The sequence below is a fragment of the Streptomyces actuosus genome (assembly GCF_016921115.1).
Lineage (GTDB): Bacteria > Actinomycetota > Actinomycetes > Streptomycetales > Streptomycetaceae > Streptomyces > Streptomyces actuosus_A.
The window spans coordinates 51,034-63,949 of record NZ_JAFFZS010000033.1 but is presented as its reverse complement, the minus strand read 5'-3'; the positions used below and the strand labels follow the sequence as shown (position 1 = coordinate 63,949).

Here is a 12,916-nt window from a genome sequence, read left to right as displayed (position 1 = left end):
CCCCCTACGACGGCGACGGGCTCGGTGCGTCGCCGCCACCGTCGCCGGGCTGCGTCGACGCGCTCGTGGTGGGGTCGGTGGAGGGGGGCGGGGTCGTCGTGCTCGGACCGGTGCCGGGGGTCGGGGACGCGTCACCGGGCGACGGGTCGGAGGGCGTCGAGGTGGCCGTCGGAGCCGGTGCGGGCGTCGGCGGCGGGTCGTCGGGCGTGCCGGGGCCGGGATCCGGAGCGGGAGCGGGGTCGTCGCCGGAGTCGGAGGGTCTGGGTGCGGTGCCGTAGCCGTCGATGGTGACGACGACCCCGGCGGGTGAGATCGCCACGCGCGCGGTCCAGTGCCCGGAGGGCTCGCGCAGAGGGTCGACGTAGACCTTGATCGTCAGTGATGCGCCGGGCTGGAGGGTTCCCGAGGACCGGCTCAGGTAGAGCCAGGCGGCACCGGTCGTCGCCGACCAGCGCAGCGGCTCCGCCCCGGAGGCGGTGAGCGTGATCAGCGTGGTGTCGCCGCTGCTGCCGGCCGAGACGTCGAGGTGCCCGGCGCCCGCCGTGCCGACGCCGGTGACGTTGACGACGTTCACCGAGACGTCCGGCCGACCACCGCCGGCGTGAAGGCCGCCGGGGCTGGTGCTGGCGTTGCCTGCGTTCTCGTATCCGCCGCCCGCCGCGTCGCCGCCGAGTCTGCCGGAGCCGTCCTCGCGGCTGGCCCTGGCCGAGCCGTCGTCCGGCCCCTCTCCCGGCGGGTCACCCCGGTGGGCGGCCCACAGCGCGAGCACGGGTGCGGCGACGACCGTGGCGACGACGGTCGTGGTGACGGCACGCGCGCGGAGTCGCTCACGGCGGGCCGCGCGATCCTTGGGGTCCATGGGGAAACCCCGCCGGTCGAAGCGGGGCGCGGCGGCGCCCCGCGCGCGCGGGTGGTGCGCCATGGCCCCCTGCAGCGCCGCACGGGGGGCCTCCAGGACCGGGAGGGCGGCGGGGGTGACGGTGGCGCCGGGCCAACGGCCGGGGATCGCGCGCCCGGCGGTCCGGCGGCAGCGCGGGCAGTCGTCGACGTGCCGGACGAGCTCCTGCCGCACGGTGCTGCTCAGCACGAACTGCCCGTTGCCCGTGAGGCGGGCGACGCCCGGACAGGCGCCGGTCTCCACGACGGCCAGCGCCGCGCGGGTGCGCTCCACCTCGCAGGCCGCGGAGGCCAGCAGCTCACGGGCGCCCGCCAGGTCCATCCCGAGGACCGCGGCCACCTCGTGCGCGGCGAGGTGGTGGCGTACGGCGAGTTCCAGCGCCTCGCGCTGCTCGGGGGTGGTTCCGGCCGCTTCCGGCCAGGCCAGCAGCGCCAGTTCGCGCCGACGCTGCCGTTGCGCCTCCGCCGAGACGGCGGGGCCCGCCTGGGCAGCCGGGTGCTGTCGCTCGGAGCCGTGACGCTTCCCGGCACCGGCCTTCTTCTCGGCGGCGTGGCGCTTGTCCGTGGCGTGCCGGCCGGCCGCGTGCGGGGCCTGGCGTCGCTGCCTGGCCTCGGCCAGCTTGCGCAGGCACGCCCAGCGGGCCAGCGCGTACAGCCAGGCACGGCGGTCCCCGGCCGCCTCCGGGACGCGCTGGCCGCGCCGCTCGGCGAGCGCGAGGACGTCTCCCAGGGCGGCGGTCGCCGCCTCGTGGTCGCACAGCACCGACAGGCAGTAGGTGAACAGACCGTCCAGGTACGGCTCGTAGCGTGCGGGAGGACGCTGCGCCAGAGTGCGCGCCGCGGTGCGGTCGCGCGCCTCGCGCTGCGACCGGTGTGCGCCGGTGGTGCGGGTCGTGGTCTCCGGACTGCTGCTCATCACCCGTGCGACCGTAGGCGGCGCAAGCAGACCCTTACTCCCGCCTTGAGAAGTTTTAACCCGTACGGGTGAAACGATCCATCAATAGGGGACACCTTGGCCTCGTTCCGTGGCTCGTTCGTGTCACGGTGGCCGATTCTCGGGCCCCGCAGGGGCGTCACGGCGGTCGCCGCAGCGCTCGCCACCAGGGCCGCGACGAGCCGTTCCGGGGCCGGGGCGGGCGTCGCGGCGGGAACACCGCAAACGGAACCGGGCCGGGACGACGGCGGAACCGGGCCGGAGCGGCGGCAGGGGCGAAGTACCGGCGGGACAGGCGCACCGGGACACCGGTACGCCGGCGGGACAGGCGCACCGGGACACCGGTACGCCGGCGAGACCGGCGTACGGCAGGGTCGGCATACCGGCAGGGTCGGCACATCGGGGTACCGGCAGGGTCCGCCCATCGGCGAGAGTGCGGGGCCGAAAGGGACGCGGGGGCCGCCGGAGGCGCGAGGGCGGGCAACGGGGGCGGGGCGAGCGCCACCGTCCCGTCCCCAGCCGTCCCGGGCTGTCGGTGCCGGCCGCTACGGTTGGCCCCATGGCTGCCCGCACCAGGACCACCAAGGACCGTCCCTCCTACCGCTGCACGGAGTGCGGGTGGCAGACGGCGAAGTGGCTCGGCCGCTGCCCCGAGTGCCAGGCCTGGGGCACGGTCGAGGAGTACGGCACGCCGGCCATCCGGACGACGGCACCGGGCCGCGTCACCAGCTCCGCCCTTCCCATCGGCCAGGTCGACGGCCGCCAGGCCACCGCCCGCTCCACCGGCGTCGCGGAGCTGGACCGCGTCCTCGGCGGCGGCCTCGTACCCGGCGCCGTCGTGCTACTCGCGGGCGAGCCCGGCGTCGGCAAGTCCACGCTCCTGCTGGACGTGGCGGCCAAGGCGGCCGGCGAAGAGCACCGGACGCTCTACGTGACGGGCGAGGAGTCGGCGAGCCAGGTCCGGCTGCGCGCCGACCGCATCGGCGCCCTGGACGATCACCTCTACCTCGCCGCCGAGACCGACCTGGCCGCCGTGCTCGGCCACCTGGACGCGGTGAAGCCGTCGCTGCTCGTCCTCGACTCCGTGCAGACGGTGGCCTCCCCGGAGATCGACGGCGCACCCGGCGGCATGGCCCAGGTGCGGGAGGTCGCGGGCGCCCTGATCCGCGCCTCGAAGGACCGCGGCATGTCCACGCTCCTTGTGGGCCACGTCACGAAGGACGGTGCGATCGCGGGTCCGCGGCTGCTGGAGCACCTCGTCGACGTCGTCCTGCACTTCGAGGGCGACCGGCACGCGCGACTGCGTCTCGTACGGGGCGTCAAGAACCGCTACGGCGCCACCGACGAGGTCGGCTGCTTCGAACTGCACGACGAGGGCATCACGGGCCTTGCGGACCCGAGCGGACTCTTCCTGACACGACGTGACGAACCGGTCCCGGGGACCTGCCTGACGGTCACCCTGGAGGGCCGTCGCCCACTGGTGGCCGAGGTCCAGGCGCTCACCGTCGACTCGCAGATCCCCTCCCCGCGCCGCACCACCTCGGGCCTGGAGACGTCACGGGTGTCGATGATGCTGGCCGTGCTGGAACAGCGCGGGCGCATCAGCAGCCTGGGCAAAAGGGACATCTACTCCGCGACGGTGGGCGGGGTGAAGCTCTCCGAGCCCGCCGCCGACCTGGCCGTCGCCCTCGCGCTCGCGTCGGCCGCCAGCGACACCCCGCTGCCGAAGAACCTCGTCGCGATCGGCGAAGTGGGCCTGGCAGGCGAGGTCCGACGGGTCACGGGCGTGCAGCGGCGGCTCGCGGAGGCGCACCGCCTGGGCTTCACGCACGCGCTCGTACCGGGCGATCCCGGCAAGGTCCCGGCCGGCATGAAGGTGCTGGAGGTCGCCGACATAGGGGACGCGCTGCGGGTCCTGCCCCGCTCGCGTCGGCGAGAGGCCCCGCGGGAGGCTGAGGAGCGCCGGTAGACTTTGCCCTGGTCTCGCCCGTCCGTACGAACCGCGTGCGCGGAACGGGAGCACCTCAAGAACCTGCGACCGGAGGAGTGCAGTGGCAGCCAACGACCGGGCAGCAGCTCCCGGAAAGTCCGGTGGGAGTGCCGGTTCCGATGGCCTGATGCGCGCCTCGCTGAGCGCCGTGGCACCCGGCACGCCTCTGCGTGACGGCCTGGAGCGCGTCCTCCGCGGCAACACCGGTGGTCTGATCGTGCTCGGCTCCGACAAGACGGTCGAGGCCATGTGCACCGGCGGTTTCGTGCTGGACGTCGAGTTCACGGCCACCCGCCTGCGCGAGCTGTGCAAGCTGGACGGCGGCATCGTCCTCTCCTCGGATCTGTCGAAGATCCTTCGGGCCGGGGTCCAGCTGCTCCCGGATCCGACGATCCCCACCGAGGAGACCGGCACCCGGCACCGCACGGCGGACCGGGTCAGCAAGCAGGTCGGTTTCCCCGTGGTCTCCGTCTCCCAGTCCATGCGGCTGATCGCCCTGTACGTGGACGGGCAGCGGCGCGTCCTGGAGGACTCGGCGGCGATCCTCTCCCGTGCCAACCAGGCACTGGCCACGCTGGAGCGCTACAAGCTGCGCCTCGACGAGGTCGCGGGCACGCTGTCGGCGCTGGAGATCGAGGACCTGGTGACGGTCCGGGACGTCTCCGCGGTCGCGCAGCGACTGGAGATGGTGCGCCGCATCGCCACCGAGATCGCCGAGTACGTGGTGGAGCTCGGCACCGACGGACGCCTGCTCGCCCTCCAGCTGGACGAGCTCATCGCCGGCGTGGAGCCCGAGCGTGAGCTGGTCGTCCGGGACTACGTCCCCGAGCCCACCGCCAAGCGCTCCCGCACCGTCGACGAGGCACTCGCCGAACTCGACGCACTGACCCACGCCGAGCTGCTGGAACTGCCCACGGTGGCCCGCGCCCTGGGCTACACCGGCTCCCCCGAGGCGCTCGACTCGGCGGTGTCCCCCCGCGGCTTCCGGCTCCTCGCCAAGGTGCCGCGTCTGCCCGGCGCCATCATCGACCGCCTGGTCGAGCACTTCGGCGGGCTGCAGAAGCTGCTGGCCGCCAGTGTCGACGACCTCCAGACGGTGGACGGTGTGGGCGAGGCACGCGCACGCAGCGTCCGGGAGGGCCTGTCCCGGCTGGCGGAGTCCTCGATCCTGGAGCGGTACGTCTAGGACGTGGTTCGCATGTCCCACCGGGCCCTCGACGCCCGGTAGCGCACTCGGCGCATTGTCGGAGTCGTCCGCGTACACCCGGTACGCGGACGCCACTGGTGCCGTGCGATGCACGGCGCCGGCGCTGCGGGCTGTTCCGACGTGGCGTTCGACAAATGCCCTGGTGGCACTGCCCCCGGAGGTTGTGGACGGGTGGCGCAGGTCTCGGCTGAGGGGGCGTGAACGCGGGGATCGTCTCGTGGTCCCGGCGCCCCGCCCCCGACTTCGAGCTGGATCCAGCGACCGCCCCGGGGCCCGTCTGCGGGACGGTCGCGGAATCCGGGCCGCTCATTCCGTCGGAAGGGTGTTCACGTAGTGCGTCCCACCGGCCGCGAGGGCCGCTGCTGCCCCTTCCGCGTCCTGCGCGGACATCGCCTCGCCGGACCGGTAGTACAGCCAGTCGACCTTCATCTCCCAGGAGCGCGAGCCCTTGAAGGGAAGGTCGATGAACCACGAGCTGACGTCGATGTTCATGCGCTCGCGCGGAAAATGACGGCTGCCGCTGGTGAACACCTGCTGACCGTCCACGGAGTAGGTGGTCGTGCCGCCCACCGCGGTGACGGCAAGGGTGTGCCAGCCGCCGAACTTCTGGTTGCGGGAGCGGGTGACCCGGTCCCCTCGCCCTGCGTCCCGCCAACTGGTGGTGTCGAGCAGCGGCCCGTACCTGCCCCAACCCCCGTTGGGCAGGTACTCGTAGTCGAGTTCGCTGTACTTCGTCGACTCGTGGTCGGGCGAGATGGCGAAGAAGGACTGGGCAATGTGATCGCCGTCCTTACCGCTCACCGGCTTGTCGCTGAGGTAGACACGGGCGACCAGGGTCCCGGTGAGAAACACCGGGCGGGAGCTGTGGAACTCGGCCTGCCGTGTGCCCTCCTCGGTTCCGTCCGTGCCGGCTTCCAGCCGAAGCGCCTGGCCGGACCCACCGGCCTCCCCGGCCGGAAAGCTGATGGCCTTCGACGACCATGTGCCCTTGATGCCCGGGCCTCCCTCGCTCTCGCGCACCTCCCAGCCGTGGGACGTGAGCGCGGGGTCGCCGGGGCCGCTGTAGGCGAAGTCGTCGAAGAGGACCCCGGCGGGCGGCTCTCCCCCGGCGTGCCCGGACGCGGACGTCCTGGGCACGGCAGTCGGGCTCTTTCCAGCGGTCGGCGTCTCGCCGTCGGGCTCCTCGCCCCAGACGTGGGTGCCACCCAGGTAGGCAGTCACGCGTTCGGACTCCTGGTACGTGGTGTCCTCTGCGTTGAACGAATGGTCGTTCGCCTGCTCCATCTGCCGGTGATCGACACGGTAGAGCTGGAGCCCGATGCCCTGGCTCGTCCCGCCGGGCTCCAGCGAACCGGCCGAGCCGGTGAATCCGATCTGAAGGTAGTGGTCGGCCTTGGGCGCCCGGGTCTTCGCGGCAGCGATCTTCAGGGTGATGTTCGAGCATCGAAGCGCTGTCTGCACGCAGTTGGCGCCGTAGGCGGCGCCACCGTCTGCCGTGTAGTGGTACCGCAAGGTGACATCACGGAGATCCACGGTCCGGTCCGACGTGTTGATGACCTCCAGCCACGGATGGGCCACGTCCGTCGCGGCGGGGGCATCGGTCCTGTAGCGGACGGTGAGGACGGGGTCGGACCCGGCGGACCGCCATCGGAAGGAGAGCACGGCCCCGGTGGCGATGAGGCCCACCGCCAACAGGATCACCAGTGTTCTTCGCCCGCGACGCGGGGTCGGTCTACGGCGCGTCACCGGATGCCCCGTTCTCCCAAGTCGACTGCGGCGATGCGCCCGTGACGGGTCTTCACCAAATCCTTCAAAGGTGCTGCCTTCGTGCGCGACCGCACTGATCCCCCTGTGTTGCCTTGATCACATTTCCGCCGGACACATGCGGACTCCGTTGTCCGCATATGTCCCCCTTGTCACCCACGTGGGGTACGCCGAGTTCACTCGCCCTCCGCTCGGCGCACAGCCGGTATGCCCCCGTCCCCCGGACGCCTTCACAGGCTTCAACTGCCTTGATGTAACTTCCCGGAGAGCTTTCACAGCTTCACCACAGCTTAGATGACCACGTGTTGGTGGAGCCCAGGGGGAGAGGAACGTTTTGCCGGACACGATTGCACGCCGTGGGCGCGGGGGATCGCGGAGCGCGTCACACAGCCGTCACCGAAGAGGCCGCGTCGGTCACAGCAGTACCGCCGCAGCCGCCACCACAATGGCGTACGAAACCGCCGTACTCGTCCCAGCACGCAATGAAGAGGTCGGGGTCCTCACGTCTCTGGAGTCATTGTCCGGACAGACTCGGCGGCCGGACATCATCGTCGTGGTGGTCAACAACTCGACGGACCGCACCGAGGAGTACGCACGCCGGTTCGCCGACGATCCGAGCACCCCGCAGACGGTCGTCCTGACGCTCGAAGACAACCCGCACAAGAAGGCGGGCGCCCTGAATTACGGCCTCTTCTGGCTCCGGGAAGCCGTGGGAGGCCGGCTGGACGGCCGGGTGGGCCATGTCCTCGTCATGGACGCGGACACCGAACTGCATCCCCGGTTCATCGAGCGGGCCCGCAACGTCATCGCCTCCGATCCCGAGATCGGAGGTGTCAGCGCCGCCTGCCTCGGCCGCACCGATCTGTGGCGCAACCCCTGGCAGCGGTTCTTGCTCGGCATGCAGATCATCGAATACGGCCGGGCGGCCAATGCCCGCTACCGCAAGGACGTCCACACCATGTCGGGCGCCGGATCCTTCTACCGCGCGGAGGCCCTGCAGGGCCTGATCGACTGGCGAGGCGAGGTCTTCTGGGAGGACCATCGCAACCTGGTCGAAGACTACGAAACCACGTTGGCGCTCAAGGAGTCCGGCTGGAAGGTCACCGCGAACCAGCTCTGCATCGCCTACACCGACCTCATGCCCACGTTGCGCGAACTCATCCAGCAGCGGGAGCGGTGGAGCCGAGGGACCGTCGACACGCTGCGCCGCCGTGGCTGGACCAAGTTCACCTGGCACTCCATCACCACCATGATCATCGGGTTGATCGGCTTCGCCTACATCTTCCTCTGGGGTGGGCGGCAGCTCGCCGTGGTCGCTCATCACGGCCTCTCCCATCACCCGCTGCTGTGGGCCCTGTTCGGCTTCTGGATCGTCTATCCGGCACTCCGGGTGCGAAACCTGGGCTGGAAGGCGATGCTCGTCGAAGCCCTCCTGCTCCCCGAACTGGTCTACACCGTCGTACGAGCGTACTGGCTCGTCTCATCCATTCTGAAGTCCTACGTGACCCGCGTGTCCGCCTGGAAGTAGGCGGGGGAGAAAGATGAACGTCCTCAGGGGACTCGGCGCTTGCGCGGCCCTCGCCGGCATCGCCTACGCCGTGACCGAGGTAACGAACCTCGACCAGTTCGTGCTCATCCTGACGGTGACGATCGTGGCCGTCAGTGTGCTCACCTACCTGCTGTCCATCAAGCGCCGGCTCCACGACCGCCGGGTGGCACGGGGGCGGGGTGGGTCCCGCCGGGGCGGCTCCTGACTGCCTGCCACCGACCCCCGGGGCTCTCGCGGCTTGCGCTGAACTCACCCCGCCGCCTGAGCGTCCGCCGGGCTCCCCCAAGGGCGGCCCGTGCGGACGCATGGCTTGCCGGGCGGGTCCGAGCCTCGGCGGCCGTCACGTTACCGGCGCTGCCCGTCCCGAACCGCTCGCGCGGCCCGGGGAAGGGATCACCGGACGACGGCAATCGCGTCCTACGGTGGAGGCATCGCAACCAGCGGCACAACCCCCGGTGCCTCCTCACCGGACCGGCGGTGCCGTGCAGTGCGGCGCGCGGCAAGGTGAGGTGGGGCCCGCCGGACCGGGGCAGTCAGTCCGCCGAGAGCACGAACGACGTCTGCGCCTTGGTGTACCCCGGCGCCTTCGCCTCCACCAGGTAGGTGCCCGGCGTCGCGGAGCCGGCCGGAGGCGTCCCGCACTCGGGCGCGCTCGGCCTGCGGTCCCACTTCACGGTGTAGGTGATGCTGCTGTCGGCGGGGACCCTGTACAGCAGGTGGCTCGCGCCCTTCGGGCAGTCGTCCGACGACCAGTAGGCATCGGTGTTGCCTGCCTGAGTGACCGTCACCACCGCTCCGCGCGGACCGAGGTCGACCTTGCAGTCGTTGCCGGAGGAGTTCTTCGCGACGATCCGGAAGGCCGGCGTCTGGTCCGGGGTGTACGTGTTGCGGACACTGCTCAGCGTCAACGTCATCGCGCCCGCTGTGCAGTTGGGAAGGGTGGAGCCCACCGGGAGAGCGGTGCCCGTGCCGCCCCCACCGCTGCCGCTGCCGTTGGCACCGTCGTCGGATCCGCCGCCGGCCGAGTCGCCGGAACCGCCGGGGTCGCCGGACCCCGAACCGCCCCCGGAGTCGCCGCCGGAGCCGGAACCGCCGCCGTCCCCGCCGCCCGACTCGTCACGCCCTCCGGGGTGTTCACTGATCGCGGGTCCGGAACCGGACGGCCCGGGCGTGATCGACGGAGCGGGATTCTTGCCGTTCGCCCCGTCGGCGTTGTTCCTGCCGCCCCCGCCGGAGGTCATGCTCCAAGTGGCCAGCAGAGCCAACAGCGCCAGCACGGACAGCAGTACCGCCCTCCGACGCCAGTAGATGGAGGAGGGAAGCGGCCCGACCGGATTGCGCAGAGATCCCACGGCGCAAACTGTACGAGAGATCGTCGCCCGCGCCCGCCTCACCCGCCGCGCAACGTCACAAACTTTTCCGGATCATCATTCCGGAAGGGTTTCCGCGTGCCGTCGACTTGCGTTGAGCGGACCGCAGGTGCCCCGGCTGCGACCGTACGTTCCTCCCTCTCCTCCACCGGCGCCCCGGCCCCCGGTGGCGCCGGTGGCACTCCGGCGCCACTGGCGCCGCCCAGGGCACGCCGACGCCGGTAGGGCGTCAGGTCCCCTTTGCCGCCATCGCCCGCCATCGCAGGCGCGGTCCCGTCCTGCCGCCGCCCCGCACCTTCGCGATCGCGCCCCTTGCACCTCTGGCCACGGCTGGGGCGCCCCGTCCGGATGCCGCGCCCCACGACTACCGGCGCACGCGCCCCCGCACACCCGCCCGACGGCGCTCCCCGCGCCCCACGCACCCGCCCGAACAACCCGCCCCCGCCCTCCACATGCCCGGCACGCCCGCCGGCTCCTGCCTGGAGCCCCAGCGCCGCCGCGCGCCGAGGTGTGGTGTGCGCCCCCGGCGCGCCCCGCGCCACCCCGCTCCGTTGTCGGTGCGCACGCGCGCGCGTGCGCTCATGGCAGGATCGGAAGTGCCATGACTGCGCCCACGAAGCTCCCGCACAGCACCAGCGGCCCCGCCGGCTCCGACTCCGAAGGCGTCCTCGGCGAGCCCCTCCACTCCCCCGTCGTCGCCTGGTTCGACGAGCACGCGCGCGATCTGCCCTGGCGGCGCCCGGAAGCGGGCGCCTGGGGTGTGATGGTCAGCGAGTTCATGCTCCAGCAGACCCCGGTCAGCCGCGTCCTGCCGGTCTACGAGCAGTGGCTGGCCCGCTGGCCCCGCCCCGCCGACCTGGCCGGGGAGGCGCCCGGCGAGGCGGTGCGCGCCTGGGGCCGACTCGGCTACCCGCGCCGCGCCCTGCGCCTGCACGGCGCCGCGGTCGCCATAACGGAACGGCACGGTGGAGACGTGCCGTCCGACCACGCCCAGCTGCTCGCGCTCCCCGGCATCGGTGAGTACACCGCGGCGGCGGTGGCGTCCTTCGCCCACGGGCAGCGGCACGCCGTGCTCGACACGAACGTCCGCCGGGTCTTCGCCCGCGCGGTCACCGGTGTGCAGTACCCGCCGAACGCCACCACCGCGGCCGAGCGCAGGCTGGCCCGCGCCCTGCTGCCGCAGGACGAGCGGACCGCGGCCCGCTGGGCCGCCGCGTCGATGGAGCTCGGGGCGCTGGTGTGCACGGCGAAGAACGAGAGCTGCCACCGCTGCCCCATCGCGTCGCAGTGCGCGTGGCGGCAGGCGGGCAAGCCGGAGCACGACGGACCGCCGCGGCGCGGGCAGACGTACGCCGGCACGGACCGGCAGGTCCGCGGGAAGCTGCTCGCCGTGCTGCGCGAGGCGCACGGGCCCGTGCCGCAGGCCGACCTCGATCGCGTCTGGCACGAACCGGTGCAACGTGCGCGTGCCTTGGACGGTCTCGTCGCCGACGGCCTGGTGGAGCCTCTGCCGGGCGGCCTGTATCGGCTGCCGCTGACCTGACCAACCGGTACAACACCCCATAGCGCCACCAAACAACCGGCCTGTATGCCCGGTTCCTCCTTCCGTTACACAACCGACGGACAGCCGATTGCTAGCCGCGTGCTTCCTCGGACAACGCCGTGACAACGCCTCCGTAGCTTCGATTGCGCACCCGGGAGACCGGGACGGCTACAGACCACAGGCAGTGAATCCCGACGGCGGCAGGTTCGTCGGGAAACGGGGAAAAAGCGGGGAATCGGAGGCGGTTGATCATGGCGCAGGGAGAGGTGCTCGAATTCGAGGAGTACGTCCGCACCCGGCAGGACGCGCTGCTGCGCAGCGCCCGTCGGCTGGTCCCGGACCCGGTCGACGCCCAGGACCTGCTGCAGACCGCCCTGGTGCGGACGTACCACCGCTGGGACGGCATCGCCGACAAGCGGCTCGCGGACGCCTACCTGCGCCGGGTGATGATCAACACGCGGACGGAGTGGTGGCGGGCGCGCAAGCTGGAGGAAGTGCCCACCGAGCAGCTCCCGGACGCCTGCGTCGACGATGCCACCGAGCAGCACGCCGACCGCGCCCTGCTGATGGACGTCATGAAGGTGCTCGCCCCGAAGCAGCGCAGTGTGGTCGTGCTGCGACACTGGGAGCAGATGTCCACGGAGGAGACGGCCGCGGCCCTCGGCATGTCGGCCGGAACGGTCAAGAGCACGCTGCACCGTGCGCTCGCCCGGCTCCGCGAGGAGTTGCAGGCGCGCGATCTCGACTCGCGTGCGCTGGAGCGTGAGGAGCAGGAGCGTTGCGCGGCCTGAGCGGCGCGGGGCCCACCCCGGCCCGGACCTACCAGGCGGCGATCGCGGCGGTGGCCGCGCTCGCCGCCGTCGCCCTTTTGGTGTCCGCCTGCTCCACCGGCGGGACCGGCGCGCGGGACGAGGGCCCCGCACACGCGGACTCGGTCGTGGGCGCGGCGTCCACACCGTCGTCCGGGCCGTCGGCGAGCCGGCCGCGGGTGGACCCGGTGCAGCTCGTCAAGGAGGACCCGCAGGTGTCGCCCTCCGTCAAGCAGGACCTCCAGCCCTGCGTCGGCGACGAGTACCCGGTGGACGTGTCGTACGGCGACCTCACCGGCGGATCGGCCGAGGACGTCGTGGTGAATGTGCTGACCTGCGGAGACGCCGTGGGCGTCGGGTCCTACGTGTACCACGAGCAGGACGGCGCCTATGCGAACGTGTTCACGGCCGAGGAGTCCCCGGTCTACGCGGAGATCGACCGCGGCGACCTGGTGGTGACCAAGCAGGTGTACGAGAAGAACGACCCGGTCTCGAGTCCGTCCGGCGAGGTCGTGATCACGTACTCCTGGATCGCCGGTCGCTTCGTCGAGCGGGACCTGCACCGCACGGAGTACAGCACGGCCGTCGGCTCGGGCGGGGCGGCGGCGTCCGAGAGCGGTTGAGGACTTCTTCTCCGTCTGCGTGAACCGAACGGGCCACTCGATCCGATGTACGAGTGAAGGCAGCACACGAACAGACGCCGACGCAGACAGGCGCAGGCGCAGACAGGCGCAGACAGGCACAGACAGGCACAGGCGCAGGCAGGCACAGGCGCAGGCAGGCACAAGCAGGCGCGGGCGCAAAGGCACAGGCAGAGCCGGCACAGCCCGCACGAGACCGACACGAGGACTGA

At 72.0% G+C, this 12,916-nt stretch carries 10 protein-coding genes; 7 read left to right on the top strand and 3 right to left on the bottom strand.

Features of this window, described 5'->3' with window-relative positions:
- Nucleotides 1-4: 4 nt before the first annotated feature.
- Nucleotides 5-1,816: a BACON domain-containing protein gene (locus JS756_RS29205; RefSeq protein WP_205386244.1), complete on the bottom strand. Its 1,812-nt coding sequence runs from the start codon at nucleotides 1,814-1,816 to the stop codon at nucleotides 5-7.
- A gap of 574 nt (nucleotides 1,817-2,390) precedes the next feature.
- Here JS756_RS29205 and radA point away from each other — a divergent pair.
- Both radA and disA read left to right on the top strand, forming a co-directional pair.
- Entirely contained in the window at nucleotides 2,391-3,800 is a 1,410-nt protein-coding gene (gene radA / locus JS756_RS29200) for a DNA repair protein RadA (RefSeq protein ID WP_205386243.1), read from the top strand.
- An 82-nt stretch (nucleotides 3,801-3,882) separates the two neighbouring features.
- Nucleotides 3,883-5,007 carry a DNA integrity scanning diadenylate cyclase DisA gene (disA, locus tag JS756_RS29195; RefSeq protein WP_205386242.1) on the top strand — a complete coding sequence of 375 codons (1,125 nt, stop codon included), beginning with the start codon at nucleotides 3,883-3,885 and terminating at the stop codon, nucleotides 5,005-5,007.
- A gap of 327 nt (nucleotides 5,008-5,334) precedes the next feature.
- Here the strand turns inward: disA and JS756_RS29190 are convergent, their stop codons facing one another.
- Nucleotides 5,335-6,729 carry a cellulose binding domain-containing protein gene (locus tag JS756_RS29190; protein WP_307791181.1) on the bottom strand — a complete coding sequence of 465 codons (1,395 nt, stop codon included), beginning with the start codon at nucleotides 6,727-6,729 and terminating at the stop codon, nucleotides 5,335-5,337.
- A gap of 508 nt (nucleotides 6,730-7,237) precedes the next feature.
- Between JS756_RS29190 and JS756_RS29185 the strand changes: the two genes are divergently transcribed.
- Together JS756_RS29185 and JS756_RS29180 are read left to right on the top strand one after the other, a co-directional pair.
- Nucleotides 7,238-8,320: a glycosyltransferase family 2 protein gene (locus JS756_RS29185; RefSeq protein ID WP_205386240.1), complete on the top strand. Its 1,083-nt coding sequence runs from the start codon at nucleotides 7,238-7,240 to the stop codon at nucleotides 8,318-8,320.
- Nucleotides 8,321-8,333: 13 nt separating this feature from the next.
- Nucleotides 8,334-8,546 carry a hypothetical protein gene (locus JS756_RS29180; RefSeq protein ID WP_205386239.1) on the top strand — a complete coding sequence of 71 codons (213 nt, stop codon included), beginning with the start codon at nucleotides 8,334-8,336 and terminating at the stop codon, nucleotides 8,544-8,546.
- Nucleotides 8,547-8,874: 328 nt separating this feature from the next.
- On the opposite strand, the gene JS756_RS29175 is transcribed toward JS756_RS29180, so the two are convergent.
- Entirely contained in the window at nucleotides 8,875-9,693 is an 819-nt protein-coding gene (locus tag JS756_RS29175) for a hypothetical protein (RefSeq protein WP_205386238.1), read from the bottom strand.
- A gap of 619 nt (nucleotides 9,694-10,312) precedes the next feature.
- Here JS756_RS29175 and JS756_RS29170 point away from each other — a divergent pair.
- From JS756_RS29170 to JS756_RS29160, 3 genes are all read left to right on the top strand, one after another.
- A complete protein-coding gene (locus tag JS756_RS29170) occupies nucleotides 10,313-11,254 on the top strand; it encodes an HhH-GPD family protein (RefSeq protein WP_205386237.1) in 942 nt (313 codons plus the stop codon).
- Between the two features lie 251 nt (nucleotides 11,255-11,505).
- Nucleotides 11,506-12,045 carry a SigE family RNA polymerase sigma factor gene (locus tag JS756_RS29165; protein WP_205386236.1) on the top strand — a complete coding sequence of 180 codons (540 nt, stop codon included), beginning with the start codon at nucleotides 11,506-11,508 and terminating at the stop codon, nucleotides 12,043-12,045.
- Nucleotides 12,033-12,686, top strand: a complete 654-nt coding sequence (locus JS756_RS29160) for a hypothetical protein (protein WP_205386235.1) — start codon at nucleotides 12,033-12,035, stop codon at nucleotides 12,684-12,686. The genes JS756_RS29165 and JS756_RS29160 overlap by 13 nt, the downstream gene beginning before the upstream one ends.
- Nucleotides 12,687-12,916 lie beyond the last annotated feature (230 nt).